Annotated in this window: 11 protein-coding genes; 2 read left to right on the top strand and 9 right to left on the bottom strand. The window is 73.2% G+C overall.

The features are described 5' to 3' along the window. Positions 1-17 precede the first annotated feature (17 nt). The 4 genes from ACIPK4_RS26110 to ACIPK4_RS26095 all read right to left on the bottom strand — a co-directional run bounded on the left by ACIPK4_RS26110 (position 18) and on the right by ACIPK4_RS26095 (position 3,572). Positions 18-902, bottom strand: a complete 885-nt coding sequence (locus ACIPK4_RS26110) for a phosphopantetheine-binding protein (protein ID WP_402316483.1) — start codon at positions 900-902, stop codon at positions 18-20. Positions 903-935: 33 nt separating this feature from the next. After that, the gene (locus ACIPK4_RS26105; RefSeq protein ID WP_402316481.1) at positions 936-1,664 is read right to left on the bottom strand and encodes a ScbR family autoregulator-binding transcription factor; all 729 of its coding nucleotides are present in this window, start codon (positions 1,662-1,664) and stop codon (positions 936-938) included. A 91-nt stretch (positions 1,665-1,755) separates the two neighbouring features. Beyond that, positions 1,756-2,610, bottom strand: coding sequence for an AfsR/SARP family transcriptional regulator (locus tag ACIPK4_RS26100; protein WP_054221309.1), 855 nt, complete (start codon positions 2,608-2,610; stop codon positions 1,756-1,758). Positions 2,611-2,933: 323 nt separating this feature from the next. Further along, a complete protein-coding gene (locus tag ACIPK4_RS26095; protein WP_402316480.1) occupies positions 2,934-3,572 on the bottom strand; it encodes a ScbR family autoregulator-binding transcription factor in 639 nt (212 codons plus the stop codon). A gap of 518 nt (positions 3,573-4,090) precedes the next feature. Between ACIPK4_RS26095 and ACIPK4_RS26090 the strand changes: the two genes are divergently transcribed. Next, positions 4,091-5,041, top strand: a complete 951-nt coding sequence (locus ACIPK4_RS26090; RefSeq protein WP_402316477.1) for a ScbA/BarX family gamma-butyrolactone biosynthesis protein — start codon at positions 4,091-4,093, stop codon at positions 5,039-5,041. Between the two features lie 174 nt (positions 5,042-5,215). Here ACIPK4_RS26090 and ACIPK4_RS26085 read toward each other — a convergent pair whose 3' ends face one another. Next, positions 5,216-6,058, bottom strand: coding sequence for an NAD(P)H-binding protein (locus ACIPK4_RS26085; RefSeq protein WP_402316474.1), 843 nt, complete (start codon positions 6,056-6,058; stop codon positions 5,216-5,218). A gap of 123 nt (positions 6,059-6,181) precedes the next feature. Between ACIPK4_RS26085 and ACIPK4_RS26080 the strand changes: the two genes are divergently transcribed. Next, positions 6,182-6,853: a ScbR family autoregulator-binding transcription factor gene (locus ACIPK4_RS26080; RefSeq protein WP_402316472.1), complete on the top strand. Its 672-nt coding sequence runs from the start codon at positions 6,182-6,184 to the stop codon at positions 6,851-6,853. A gap of 11 nt (positions 6,854-6,864) precedes the next feature. Here the strand turns inward: ACIPK4_RS26080 and ACIPK4_RS26075 are convergent, their stop codons facing one another. The 4 genes from ACIPK4_RS26075 to ACIPK4_RS26060 form a co-directional block, all read right to left on the bottom strand. Beyond that, a complete protein-coding gene (locus ACIPK4_RS26075; RefSeq protein ID WP_402316469.1) occupies positions 6,865-8,358 on the bottom strand; it encodes an FAD-dependent monooxygenase in 1,494 nt (497 codons plus the stop codon). 2,158 nt (positions 8,359-10,516) lie between these two features. Then, positions 10,517-10,906 carry a DUF6009 family protein gene (locus ACIPK4_RS26070; RefSeq protein WP_402316466.1) on the bottom strand — a complete coding sequence of 130 codons (390 nt, stop codon included), beginning with the start codon at positions 10,904-10,906 and terminating at the stop codon, positions 10,517-10,519. After that, positions 10,903-12,576 carry a phage/plasmid primase, P4 family gene (locus tag ACIPK4_RS26065; RefSeq protein ID WP_402316465.1) on the bottom strand — a complete coding sequence of 558 codons (1,674 nt, stop codon included), beginning with the start codon at positions 12,574-12,576 and terminating at the stop codon, positions 10,903-10,905. Before ACIPK4_RS26065 ends, ACIPK4_RS26070 begins: the two co-directional genes overlap by 4 nt. A gap of 2 nt (positions 12,577-12,578) precedes the next feature. After that, positions 12,579-13,667, bottom strand: a complete 1,089-nt coding sequence (locus ACIPK4_RS26060; protein ID WP_402316462.1) for a bifunctional DNA primase/polymerase — start codon at positions 13,665-13,667, stop codon at positions 12,579-12,581. Between the last annotated feature and the right edge of the window lie 228 nt (positions 13,668-13,895).

Raw genomic sequence — 13,895 nt, 5'->3', positions numbered from 1 at the left:
GGGATGGAAATACGGCTTCAGCCGCGGCGGCCGAGCAGCACGAGTGCCTCGTCCACGGTGAGCCGGTCGTCGCGGATCGCGTCCAGCAGGACGTCGAGGTCGCCGGCCGGAAGGGGCCGTACGGCACGGGGGGCGGGGGCGACGGCGGGGGCCACGGCGACGGCGACCGGACGGAACGCCGGCTCCGGCGTCCGGGGCGCCGCGCCGATCTCCGGCACGGAGTGCCCGGTCTGTGCGGCCCGCGCCGCCTGCACGGCCTGTGCGGCCGCACCCGTCCGCGTCGCGATGTAGGCGGCCATGGCCGCCAGATTGGGGTGCTCGTACAGCAGGACGGACCGCTCCTGGAGGCCGAAGGTGCGGTTGACGACCGCGATGAACTCGGCGCCCACCATGGAGTCCACGCCGAGCACGTTGAACGCGGCGGTGGTGTTGATGTCCCAGGGGTCGCAGCACAGGATCCCCGCGAGCTGTTCGCGCAGCACTTCCGCGATCCCGGTCGCCGCGGCGGCCGCCGGTGACTGCCGGGCCGGGGCGGCGGCGGGCGCGGGCGCCTCGTACCCCGCGGCGGCCGCCGCAACGCCGGCCGCGGCGGGAACGGCCACGCCGGCGGGTGCGACGGCGGGTGCGACGGCGGGCGCTGCGGCGACCGCACTCTCCGCCGCCGCCCGCGCGACCTCCCGCGCGAAGGACGCCGGCGTGGGGAAGTCGTACAGGTCGGTCGCGAGGACGCGCAGTCCGTACCGGCTGTTGACGACGGCCACGAACTCCACGACCAGCAGGGAGTCGAGCCCCATGGACTGGAAGGTCTGCTCGGGGTCGATCTTCTCGGCCTTGACCCGCAGGACGTCGCCGAGCACTCCGATGAGGTCCGTCAGTACGTCCGCAGGGTGTTCATTCATCATCGCAGGCTCCTCCAAGCCGTCGCTGGCACACGGTCACGCGGTGCTGCCGGAGAACACCGGCCGTACATCGCCCGGGAACCCGCCCAGGACCCCGCCCGGCACGTCGCCGCCCCGTACGTCGCCCACCCGGCGGGGCGCGGTGTCGGGATCCGGCATCCCCACCTGGAAGTCCCGCTCCGCGCCCTCGGGCACCAGGCTGGGCAGCAGGAGCGCCCACAGTCCCGAGACCCGTCGCTGGAGTTCGGCGTACGGCATGCCCGTGGCGGCGAGCGCCTCGATGCCGCAGGCCGCCGCGGCGACCAGCGATTCGATGCTCTCCCAGCGGGCCTCGGCGCGGAGTTCGCCCGCGTCCCGGGCCTGGCTCAGCAGCCCGCAGACCTCCGCGAGCCAGACGTGGTGGAAGTCGGTGGCGGGTGCGGGCGACCCCGCGCACTCCTTGGCGAGGCGGAAACCGGCCGGGACCGCCGGTTCCTCGCGCAGGCTGAGCGCGAGCCAGTGCGTCGTGTCGACCAGGGTCTGGAGCGGGGAGCCGCCGGCCGCACGCAGTTCCCGCACCGCCGCGCGCAGCAGTTCGCAGCCGCGCAGCTGGACGGCCTCCGCCAGTTCGTCTTTGGAGGCGAAGTGGAAGTACAGCGCCCCCTTGGTCACTCCGGCGTACGCCGCGATCTCCCCGAGGGTCGCGTTCGCGTAGCCGTTGCGGTGGAACATCTCGGCCCCCGCGTGCACGAGCTTCCTGCGGGTCCGCTCCGACCTCTCCTGCACCGCGCTGCCTCCTCGGCCCGTGGTGGTCCGGACGCGCGTACGGCCGGGCGAGCCGGTCGCGGCCGCGCTCCTGGTGTCACGTGCGGCCATCTCAGCCGACGCGGACGAGTCGCTCGCTGTTGGTCTCCGCCACCACCGGAGTCTCGGGGCTGGCCATCAGGATCGAGCGCTGGAGCCGGCGCAGGGCGGCCGACGGCTCCAGCCCGAGCTCGCGCACGAGCGTGGCGCGCAGCCGCTGGTACACGTCGAGGGCCTCGCCTCGGCGGCCCGAGCGGTGGAGGGCGAGCATGAACTGGCCGTGCAGGTTCTCGTGGGTGCGGTACCGGCTGGCCAGGACGGTGAGTTCGGCGAGCAGTTCGCGGTGCCGTCCGATCCGCAGGTCCGCCTCGATGCGCTGGTCGAGCGCGCAGAGCCGGGTCTCCTCCAGCCGCCGGGTCTCCATGTCCAGCTGGATTCCGCCGTGTACGTCGGCGAAGGCCGGTCCGGACCACAGGGACAGCGCCTCGCGCAGCAGCCGGGCAGCGCCGGGGAAGTCGCCCGCGTCCATCGCCCGGTACCCCATGCCGGCGAGCCGGTCGAACTCGCGGACGTCGCTGGTGCCGCCGCCGCTGTTGAGCAGGTAGCCGCCGGGCAGCGTGACGAGCACGTCCTTGGCGGTGCGCCGGCCCGCGGGGGCCGTCCCGCCCTCGCCGTCACCGGCGGCCTCGCCCTGTTCCAGGGCGGTCGCGATGAGGGCCCGCAGCTGCAGGACGTAGGTCTGCAGGGTGGTGCGTGCGCTGCGCGGCGGTGCTCCCGCCCACAGTTCCTCTATGAGCGCCGACACCGGGACGACCTGGTCGGCATGGAGCGCCAGCAGTGCCAGCACCTGTCGCGGCTTCGGGGCGGTCGGCGTAACGGAGACTCCGTGTTCCCGCACCGCCAGTGTGCCCAGTACTTCGATGTCCACGCCGTACTCCCCTGTCCGTGGATGAGCCTTCGCCAGTAAAAAACAGGACCGGCGGTTTGTCAATATGAAACCGACCGTGCTGTTTTATGTCCTGGCGGCCCTGACGTCCACTCAAGTCGCGCTGCTGACCTGCGATTTTGCCAATCCATCGGGAGCGGAGGACGGTTCAGTCCCACTCCGCACCCCCTCCAGAACGGCCCTAGATTTGGCAAAACAAACCGTAAAGTCTCCGGACGGTGGAGGTGAACGACGCGGGTGAACACAGAAGCGCCCCGGCTCTCCACGCGCGTGCGTGGAGAGCCGGGGCGCCGTCCCGTCCATCCCTACAGGGCCCGGCTTCCGGCGGCCTCGAAGCCGCCGAGCCGGTCCGCCGGTACGAGCGTCGGCAGCAGCAGCCGCCAGAAGCGGGTCACCGTGGCCGCCGAGAGCCACACCCCGTCCCGGGCGCCGAGCACCTCGAATCCGACGGTCGCCGCCACCACGGCGGTCACCACGTCCCCGGCCGCCGCCTCGGGGCGCAACTCGCCTTCCGCCTCGGCCTGTTGCAGCGTCTCCTCGACCCAGCCGCGCCAGCGCCCGCGCAGGTCGCCCCGGCGCGGCCGGGGCAGCTCGCCGCTCAGCGCGAACCCGGCCCGCAGCACCGGGTCGGCGCGCAGCGCCGCGGCGAGCCGGTGGGTGACGTCGATGAGCAGTTGTACGCGGCGGCCGTCGCCGGCCGACGGCACATCGCCCGCGAGGGCCAGCAGCCGGACCAGCGCCGCCTCTTCGACGGCGTTCGCCAGCGCGGCCTTGCTGGGGAAGTGGAAGTGCAGCGCCCCGTTGCTGACCCCTGCCAGTGAACTGATCGCGGTGAGCGAGGCCACCGAGAACCCGTCCCGGTCGAAGGTCTCGGCTGCGGACCGGATCAGGGTTTCGCGCGTACGTGCTGCGCGCTCCTGTTTGACCATCGACTGCTCCGTCATCGCGAGGGGTTGCCGCGCCCGCGAAGGGCAGGCCGGCGGGTGCTTGCTGCGGAGCTCCGTGCGTCGGCCGCCCCGCGACCGCCACGCGCTCCCGACCATCACGTGCTCCAACCCCCACTATAACAAACCGTCTGTGCGGTTTTTGGTGGGTGCCCCCAGGGCCTCCACAGCGGCCCGAGCCGGGCCGATCTGCCGAAGACATTCGGACACCGTTGATCACCCGACTCGAGGATCGCTTTGGCGACACTCGACTCACCCGGGGACACCACCGGGCGCGGCGGGTGCGGTTAGAGTGGGGCAGAGGCTGGAAGAACCGCTCCGACCAGCGGAAACGTGTTTTTCGGAAGAAAATCATCCGCCGTTTGCCCGAGCGGATGGTCGGATACCGCTAGAAATTAAACCGGTTGGTATGTATCTTTCCCGGCCAGAGGCACACACGCCCTTCTCGCCAGCGGAGCCCAGGGGGAGCAATGTCTGCGAGCACGTTTCAAGTTGAACGAACCGGGTTCGACGGAGAAATGACGAGACGGGCCACCGGGGTGGCGCCGAGACCCGGGGCCCCGTCCACGTGGACCACCACCGTCCCCAAGGAATTAGTGCACCGAGCCGCCGTCGCCGAGGTCATGCTCACCGACTGGGAGCGCCGGGACGACACCCACTTCACGGTGACCGCCCAGTGGCCCCGCGGCCACAGCTTCTTCACCCCGGTCCACGGCACCCATCACGATCCTCTGATGGCCGTCGAGACCTTCCGCCAGGTCGGCGCCCTGCTCGGGCACGCGGAGTTCGGCGTCCCCTTCGGGCACCAGTTCCTGATGAAGGACCTCTCCATCACGGTGCAGCACGAGCAGCTCGAAATGGGCGGTGCGCCCGCCTCCATCGACATCGACGTCACCTGCACCGAAGTCAAACGGCGCGGCGGCCGCCTGGTGGGACTGCGTTACGAGGCCGCCCTGCGCCGGGACGGCCGGCTGGCGGCGACCGCGGCCGCCTCGTACACCTGCATCGCGCCGGCGGTCTACCAACGGCTGCGCGGGGACCGCCCGCTGAGCGGTGAGCAGCGTCGGCTGCCCCTCACCGCCCCGGCCGCTCCGCAGAGCGTCGGACGCATATCCCCCATGGACGTGGTCCTGTCCCCCACGGAGCAGTCGGACCGCTGGTTCCTGCGGGCTGACACGCGCCACCCCGTGCTCTTCGACCACCCCGTCGACCACATCCCGGGCATGGTGCTGCTGGAGGCCGCCCGACAGGCCACCTCGGCCCTGCTGGAACGTTTCGCCTTCCTGCCGCTCGGCATGGACAGCACGTTCGACCTGTACGCCGAACTCGACGCCCCCTGCATGATCGAGGCGCACGAGCTCCCCGCGGGAGCGGTCCCCGAGAACCGCAAGGCCGTCCGGGTGACCGGGCACCAGAACGGCAGCCGGGTGTTCAGCTCCATCGTGACCGCGGCCTCGTACGACCTCTGACCGGCCGCACCGGGAAGGCCCGACCGCGCTGTTGGGGGCCGACCGCACCGGCAGGCCGGAAGCGGCTGCAAGGGCCGGTACCCAGCCTGCGCCGGAAGGCCCGACCGCGCCGGAGGGCCGGAAGCGGCCGCAGGGGCCGGTACCCAGCAGGGGCAGGGAGGTGCCGGCACGACCTCACCGGAAGGCGCCCAGGTGTTCCCCCGCCCATGCGCGGAAGGATCCCGCGGGCCGTCCGAGCAGCGCGGGCACCGCCGGGTCCACCCGCGCCTTCGCCCCCGCACGCTGGCGCTGCGCGCTGTCCAGGAGCGCCTCGACGACGTCGTGCGGATGGCGTGCCTGCAGTGCGGTGCGCGCCTGCTCCGGTTCCAGTTCCTCGAAACGGAGCGGACGGCCCAGCAGTCGTCCGAGCTGGGCAGTCTGCTCGGCTGCGGTGATGGCCTCCGGCCCGGTCAGCGTGTAGGCCCGGCCCGCGTGCCCGTCCCCGGTGAGGGCCCGTACCGCCACGTCCGCGATGTCCCGGGGATCGACGCAGGCGTTGGCCGAAGACCCGCACAGGGCCCGCACCACGTCGTCCGAGCGCAGGGAGGACGCCCAGGACAGGGTGTTGGACATGAACGACCGCGGGCGCAGCAGCGTCCATTCCATCCCGGAGCAGCGCAGCAGTTCCTCGTTGCGCCGCTGCCAGCGGGTGATCAGGTCGTTCGCCCCGGGGTCCTCGACGGCGGCGGCGGAGAGCTTCACGACGTGCCGCACGCCGGCCGACCGCGCGGTCTGAATGAAGACCGCATCCTCATCCCCTCCGACCCCCGTGGTCACCAGGAAGGCCGTGCGCACCCCGCGCAGGGCGTGTACGAGCGACTGCGGATCCCGGTAGTCGCCGTATACGGCCTCATACCTCGCCGATGCCTCCACAACTCGTTCCGGATTCCTGCACATCATGCGAACGCGCAGGTCAGCAGGGATGCGACGGACCACTTCACGCCCTACCGTCCCCGTGCCACCGGTGACCAGAATCATGATTTTCCCTCTCTGACCTGACATTTTTCGTCCGGCACATCAGCCGATGACCGTCACCCGCTGTAAGATACGAACTGGGCGGTTTTTTACTGAGCCCCATCACCAGGGAAGGGAGGAGGCAGCGTGGCTGAGCAAGTCCGGGCCATCCGCACACGGCAGGCGATCCTTACGGCAGCGGCCAAGATCTTCGAGGAACACGGCTACCAAGCCGCCACCATCTCCCAGATCCTCAGCGAAGCCGGTGTGACCAAGGGAGCCCTGTACTTCCACTTCCAGTCGAAGGACGACCTGGCCCAGGGAGTCCTCGCGGAGCAGGACCAGCGGATCATGGTCCCAGAGCGGGCGTCCAAGGTGCAGGAGATCGTGGACATGGTGATGCTCCACGCCTACCGCCTGCAGACGGACCCCATGGTGCGCGCCGGCGTCCGGCTGACCATGGACCAGCTGGCCCAGGGCCTGGACCGCAGCGGCCCGTTCCTGCGCTGGGCCGAGGTCACCACCCTGACGCTCCGCAGGGCCCAGGAACAGGGCGAACTGCTGCCGCACGTCGTACCGGTCGAGACCGCCGACGTCGTGGTGGGTACGTTCGCGGGCGTCCAGTCCATGTCCCAGGCGATCTGCGACTACCGCGACCTGGCGGCCAGGGCCTCCGCCCTGATGCGCCACCTGCTGCCCAGCATCGCCGTGCCCTCCGTCCTGGCTTCGCTCGACCTGACCGAGGCCCGCGGGGCCGCGGTCTACGCCGAGGCACGCAAGGCCGCGGACGAGCTGGAACTGGCGGCCGCCGTCGGCTGAGCCGGGCTCCGTCACGGGCGCACCGCGCGGGCGCCCACGGCGAAGTACACCGACAGCGCGGCGGCCAGACCGGTACCGCCCGGCGTCCAGGCGATATAGCCGTCGGGCCGCACCAGCAGCGCCTCGTACGGCACTTCGGGGGTGGGCCGGGCCCGCACCACGCGCAGGATCCCGTCCCAGGCCCGGGCCTCCTCGCGGTGGCGCTCGCCCTTCTCCCCGAGGAGCAGCAGCAGCGGCCGGCCGGCCCGGAGCAGCCCGATCACATCGGCGTCGCCGGTCGAGGTGGTCAGCAGGGCATTGTGCAGAAACGTTCCTGCACCTGGGCCGGCGCAGTGCCCGCCGGTGTGCTCCGGCAGCACCGTGTCCTGCGCGCTGATCAGGCCGCCGAGGTGTCCCCGGGCCGCGTCCTGCGCCAACAGCCCGCTGAACACCCCGCGCAGGGCGTCGAGCTCGGGCCCCGGCCGCATCAGGGCGAGCTGGGCCCGCGTGTTCTCGATGACCCGCCGGGCGACGGGCCTGCGCTCCGCGTCGTACGTGTCGAGCAGGCCCGGGCCCGCCTGCCCGTGCGCCGCGAGCGCCAGCTTCCAGGCCAGGTTGAGGGCGTCCAGCACGCCGGTGCTCAGCCCCTGCCCGCCGATCGGGAAATGGACGTGCGCCGAGTCCCCCACCAGGAACACCCGTCCCGCCCGGAAGGCCGTGGCCAGCCGGGTGAAATCACTGAACCTGCCGAGCCAGCGCGGCTCCTCCATCGCGATCTCGCGCCCGGCGATCCAGGACACCTCCCGGCGCAGTTCCTCCAGCGTGGGCGGAGCGTGCCGGTCTGCGTGGGCCCCGGCGCAGTTGAGCGTGCGCAGGTGCGTCCTCCCGTCCGGGTCCCGCCTGGCGACGATCCAGCCGCGCGGGGTCTGGTGCCAGCCCGCGGGCAGCGCGTCCGGCTCCGGCAGCGTGACGGCGCCCATCAGCGCGGAGACCGTGGCCGGGTGGGTCTCGGAGCCGATGCCCGCCTGCTCGCGGACGGTGCTGCGCGCACCGTCGGCCCCCACCACGTACCCGGCGGTGCAGACGACGCGCCCGTGCGGCCCCTCCGCCTCGATCCGCACCCCGTCCGGCTCCCTGACCAGCGCGGTGACCCGGTGCTCACGCAGGATCCGCGCACCGGCCGCGGCGGCCCGGGCCTCGAACTGCCGCTCCAGCTGCGCCTGGGGGCATTTGAGGATCGGCTCCGGCTCGGTGTCGGGAGCCGTGATGACCAGGCCGGGCAGCCCGGCGAAGTGGAAGGGGCTGCCCCCGGCGCGGGCGCGCCCGTACGGGGCCGCCGGCTCCGGCAGATGCCCGCGGCGGGCCAGGCACTGCACGGCCCGGGCGTGCAGCGTGGTCGCCTTGGGCCGGTCGGACACCCCGGCCCGGGATTCGAGGACCACCGTGTCGACCCCGTACGCGGCCAACTCGGCCGCCACCAACATGCCGACGGGCCCCCCGCCGACCACCGCCACCTGCACCCGCATACGACGCTCCCGCTGCACAGCGGCGCCTCCCCCATTGGCCCGACTCCGTACGACACAGAAATATACCGGGTGTCCCGTTTCTTTTCCATGGCTGACCCGATCAACTCCGGCACCCGGCAAGCCGGATGACGCGAACCGCGTCCCCGAGGGCTCCGGCCCCCACCACGCCGAGGCCACCCTCTGCGGTCGCGGTCCAAGCGAGGACGGCGGCCACGGCTGCGGCCGTACCGGCAGCGGTACGACGGAATGGTGGTCATCGGCCACGGGAGGCTCTGCGCCGACCTCCAGTGGCCGCTGACGCCCCAGTCGGCACAGCGCTACAGCGGGCCGAAGGCCCCGCAGCCACCCGGGACTCTGGGCAGGGGGCTGCCCCCGACCCCCGGCCCGGCTGGGCGCCCCCGGCCGGGCGCCGAGCGGGCAGCCGTCCGCTCCGAGTCCACGCGCGGCAGCGGGGTGATGGACTGTGGCGCCACCCAGGCCGTACCGGTCGCCCGCCACCGGACAGGGCAGGTAGCCGGTCACGCCCAGGCCACAGACAGCCAGTGCAGCAGTGCAGCAGGCTGATGGACCTCGTCCACGGGGCAGTCTGTACCGGGTGCCCGACACCGGAGAGGGCCGGACACCCGACGTGACCGGCCGCGCCGAGGCCACAGACAGCGGTGCAGCAGGCCGATGGACCCGCAGCCACCCGGGGAGGGCGTGCCGGGCATCCGCCACCCGACAGGGAGGGACACCCGGCAGGTGACCGGCCAGGCCCGGGCCACAACAGCGGTGCAGCACGAGGGTCGCCCCGCAGCCCGCGGGGAGGCTTCGTGCAAAGCCGCACGCGGAGCCAGCGGGGCTGCGGCGGGACCGCGTGAGGCTGCGCCCTCACCGGGCGCCCGGCGAGGCCATACAAAGCGGTGCCGTGGGGTGGACCCGCGCCACCCGAAGGTCTGCGCGGGTCCCGGCGTAGGGCGCGGCCGGACGCGGTTCCGCCGTGGCGGAGCCGCTGGGCGAGACCGCGCGGCCACCCGCGCCCGGGGCACGGGCTGGGCAGCGGGAGTGGCCCCACGACCATCCGGGAGTCCGGGCCGGGGCCGCCCCCGGCACCAGGCGGGGTGCGCCTCGGCGCCGAGCGCTCCGGCCGGACACTCCCGGCGGGCAGCCGGCCGCGCCAAAGGCACGGCGCAGCAGGTTGATGGCCCACAGCGGCCTGGGAGTCTGGGCGGGCCGGGCCCGGCGCCTGACGCCCCAGCCGGACTCCCGGCGGGCATCCGGTCACGCGCAATGCTGCAGCGGGGTAATGGCCCCGCAGCCACCGGGGGCTGCGGGGCCCTGCCCGGCGCCGGGCAGGGGCGGGCACCCTGTTCGGGCCCCAAGGGCGGCCGGCCACGCCGGGGCCACGGGCAGCGGCGCGACGGCGTAATGGGGCCACAGCCACCAGAAGTCTGTGCCGCGGCCGTGCCCGGCGCCGGACAGAGCCACGTCTCGGCACCCGGCACGGTGTCGGGCCACCAGCCGTTCCGAGGCCACCGGGCGGGTGCAGCGCTGCAGGCAGACGACTGTCCGCGCAGCCACTCGGGAGCCTGTGCGGGGGCTGCCCCCGGCTCCCGGCGCGGCCCGGGCGCCCCCGGCCGGGCACCGAAGCGAGCTGCCGCCTGCTCCGAGTCCACGCGCAGCTGTGCAGCAGGGTGTGAACCCACAGCCATCGGTGGGCCCTGTGCCGGGGCCGTGGCCTGCGCCGGGCAGGGCCGGGCACCCCTCGGGGCCCGGCGGGCCGCCGACCACTCCGGGCGGGCGGTCCGTGCCGAGGCCGTGAGGGGCACTGGACGCATCCCCGCAGAAGCCCACGGGCCGCGCCGCGCCGGGCCAGCTGCCGACGGGGACCGGTTGAGGCGGGGACCCGTTGAGGGGCCCTGCCGCGGCCGTCGGAGGCGCGGCACGAGACCACCGCAGGAGACCGCCGCAGGAGACCGCCGCACGCGGCTCGGCAACGACCCCACCGCCCAAGGCCACCGCACAAGGCACGGCAAGAGGCACGGCAAGAGGCGCGGCCCGACCCGCACAAGGCCACCGCCCCAGGCTCGGCACGAGGCCACCGCGAGAGCCCCGACGGGGCACCACGCCAGAGCTACGCCAGAGCAACGCCCTGGCAACGGCGGAGCCACCCGCAGGGCTACGGCAGGAGGCCGCGGAGCGCCGACGACATGGGGCCGCCCTCCGAACGCTCCGTCTTGCGCCCCTTGTTGCCCGGTGCCAGCGTCCGGGCGTCCACGGCCTCGGCCGGCGCCCCCGTCGCGTACAGCCCGTCGGGGGCGGTGTCCCGGTCGTGCGGGAGCAGCCAGAACACCCGCCGCCGGAACGTGCCCGAGGAGCGTGACGGTTTGGCCTTCGGCCCCAGCAGCGCGTACCCGACCATCCGCCCGTCGCGGTGGTACGCGGGCCGGCCGCGCCGGGTCGGCAGCCGGTCCAGGCTCTGGCGGACGTAGTCGAGCCGGCTGATGTCCTCCAGCCAGACGAGGTCCACCTCGTGGATGATCTCGTCTTCTGCGATGAGGGCGCTCATGCTGTCTCCTCGTCCGCGAGCAGGCCGATGCCCGGGTAGTACTTGCGCTGGTTGGACAGGATCATTTCCTTCGGCGAGGCAAGTCCCACCGACTCGCGGACGCGTGCCGCGAAGGCCCGGGACGATATCGCCGGAGCCCCTTCATTCTGGCACCAGCCCCTGTAGGCCGCGTAGAGCTGCGCTTGTTCGGCCCTCAGATCGGCTTCCAGGCGGCAGGTCTCGCCGATGAAACGCCCGGTGTGGTCCTCGGTCTCCGCGTACGCCGTGGTCGCGATGCGGACCCGCTCGGGGCCCGTGAGGTCGCGGTCGCCGCTCAGGTAGCGACGGGCCCCGTCGATCAGCCAGTTGAGGATGCCCGGGCCCTCCTGGGTGACGAGGACGTCGGCCAGGTTGTCGATCTTGCGGTCGTCGGAGACGACCCGCTCGAACGGGATCAGCCGCATGCGCCGCCAGAACGCGAACCCGCCGGTGCCCACCTCGGGCCGGTGGTTGCCCAGCAGCCACATCTTGTGGGTCGGCTCGAAGCTGAAGAAGTCCTGCCGCATCCGGCGCGCCTTGATGCGGTCGCCGCCGGTGAGCAGTTTGACGCGGGCCTCGTCGAAGCGGTCGCCCGGTTTGACCTCGCTGCACACGATGACGCGGCGGCCGTGCAGTTCGGCGAGGTCGGTCGGGTGCCCCTCGTACGGCCGTGACATGAGGAACCCGGGGGGCGCCGCGTCGGCGTAGTCCCCGAGCAGCTTCATCAGGACGTCCAGGAGCACGGACTTGCCGTTCTTCCCGGAGCCGAACAGGAACGGCATGACCTGGGCGCCGACGTCCCCGGTGACGGAGTAGCCGAGCAGCAGCTGGAGGAAGTCGATCATCTCAGCGCCCTCCGTCCCCTCCCCGAAGGTGTCGGTGAGGAAGCGGTTCCAGCGCGGCGTGGGCATCGGCTGCGGCGCCGCCGAGGTGGAGCGGGAGTGGAAGTCCTTCGTCGGCTCGGCGGGGCGGACGCGCCCGGTCCGCAGGTCCACGACCCCGGCGGGTGTGCACAGCGCGTACGGGTCGGCGTCCAGGCGCGCCGCGTTGAGCACCATGCCCGGGGCGGACTTCGCCTGGGTGAGCATGGCGTTCATCCCGCTGGTGCTGAGGGTGCGGCGGCGGTGCTGCTGGAGTGCGGCCGTGGTGTGGACGCCCCGGGGGTCCGTGCCGGCGATGGATTCCGCGAGGTCGCCCGCGGACCACATGACGGTGTCGTCCTCGTCGATCTGCCAGCGCGTGCCGTCCCAGCGGTACCAGCCGATGCCGGGAACGTTCCGGTAGTCGTTGCGGTACAGCTTGACGAACAGCTTGGCGTTGCCGCGGTCGGTGAGGGTGTCGGGCAGCAGCCCGTCCGCCGTCGCCTCACCGTCCGCTCTCGCCTCACCGTCCGCTCTCGCCCCACCGTCCGCCGTCGCCTCACCGCCGGCCGCCGTCAGGACGGTTGAGGGGCCCTGTACGGCCGTCTCCCGGCCTGTGGAGCGTTCGACGGACTCCAGGCCCTGCTCGGACTCCAGGCCCTGCTCGGACTCCAGGCCCTCCTCTGAGCCCAGGCACTCCCCCGAGCCCCGCGGCGCCGGAACGGGCTGCGCGAGGATCTGGGCCGCGACGGCCTGCACGTCGAAGCCGGCCAGCATGCTGTCGTTCTCCACGCTCACCCGCGGCCTCGGAGGGCCAGGGGACGCGCCAGGCCCGCACTCAGCCCGCTGCGGATGATGGCGCGGCAACGGCGCTCCTGCCCGGGCCTGGCCCGGCCGGCCGCGTCCTCCAGGGCCCGCAGGGCCTGGGCCTCGGTGACGTGGCCCGCGGCGACGAGTCCCCCGGCGGTGTAGGCGGCGCGGTTCAACTTCTCGGAGAACGCGGCCCCTTCGGGTACGAGGCCGCAGTCGGCCACCTCGGCCAGCACTCCGGCGAGGACCCTGTCCGAGGACCCGCGTCCCCCTCCGGCCGCGATGACGGCCTGCCGGGCCCGGGGCGGCACGGGCCGGGGCCCGGGAGCGGCCGCGGCGGGCAGGTGCCCGGTGCGCTCCAGTTCGCGGGCGAGCCAGCCCGGCAGCGGCGCGGGCATCCGTACGGCTCCCAGGGGGCGGTAGACCCCGGCGGGGGTGACGGTCCCCGGGGCCACGATGTAGCCGCCGTGCGCCCGTACGTCGACCTGCCAGGCGAGGGCCCGGCCGCTCCCCGATCCGGCGGAGCACTGCCAGCGCCGGCCGCCGCCGTTGCGGTACCAGACGTGCAGGCCGCCGGAGGGGGTGCGCACGCGCAGGGTCGTCTCGTCGTCCGCCGGGCTCGTGGCACCGCGTAAGGCGGCCAGCACGCCCAGGGTGTGGAATCCGTTGGCCAGCCCGGTCAGGTCGACGGTGTCGGCTATCCCGACGCCGGGCAGCAGCCGTTCGCGGCCGGGCAGTTCGCGCGCGTGCGCGTCAATGTCGATCACGACGAGGCCTGCGGGGCCGGTGGCGACGCCGACCCCGAGATCGGGACGGGCACCCCACCACTGGCGGATCCGCTCGGAGTCGAGCGTGGCGGCGTGGAACCCGTGGCACCAGCGGCCCGCCCGCAGACAGTCGCACGCGCCCCGGTCATGGCCCGGAGCGCGGCACGCGTCGCAGTTGCCGACGGGCGTCTTGCGGCCCGGCGCAAGGGGGTGAACCGGCCACCCCTGGCGCGCGCACCACTCGGCAGTCGCCAGAGGCTGTGACCGCCTTGGGTCGCTGCGCGAAACCCGCAGCTCAGCTGCCATTCACTTCCCCCATCAGCGACTGAAGCGACTCAACGCCCAACAACAGATTAGCGAAACCACCGGGAGAGGAGAGGCGTACGAGCCAGAACGGATGTACGTATCCGCCCAAGGTCCCGGCGAAGGTCCCGGCGAAGGCACCAGCGACCGAGCGACTGAAGGGACAGCGACTCGGCGTCGTTCGGTCGCTCGTTGAGTAGCTCACAGAACACCAGGTCACAGGCCTGCGCA

Origin of the sequence: Streptomyces sp. NPDC086989 (genome assembly GCF_044745505.1) — a bacterium.
Lineage (GTDB): Bacteria > Actinomycetota > Actinomycetes > Streptomycetales > Streptomycetaceae > Streptomyces.
This window is presented reverse-complemented; position numbering and strand designations above follow the sequence as displayed.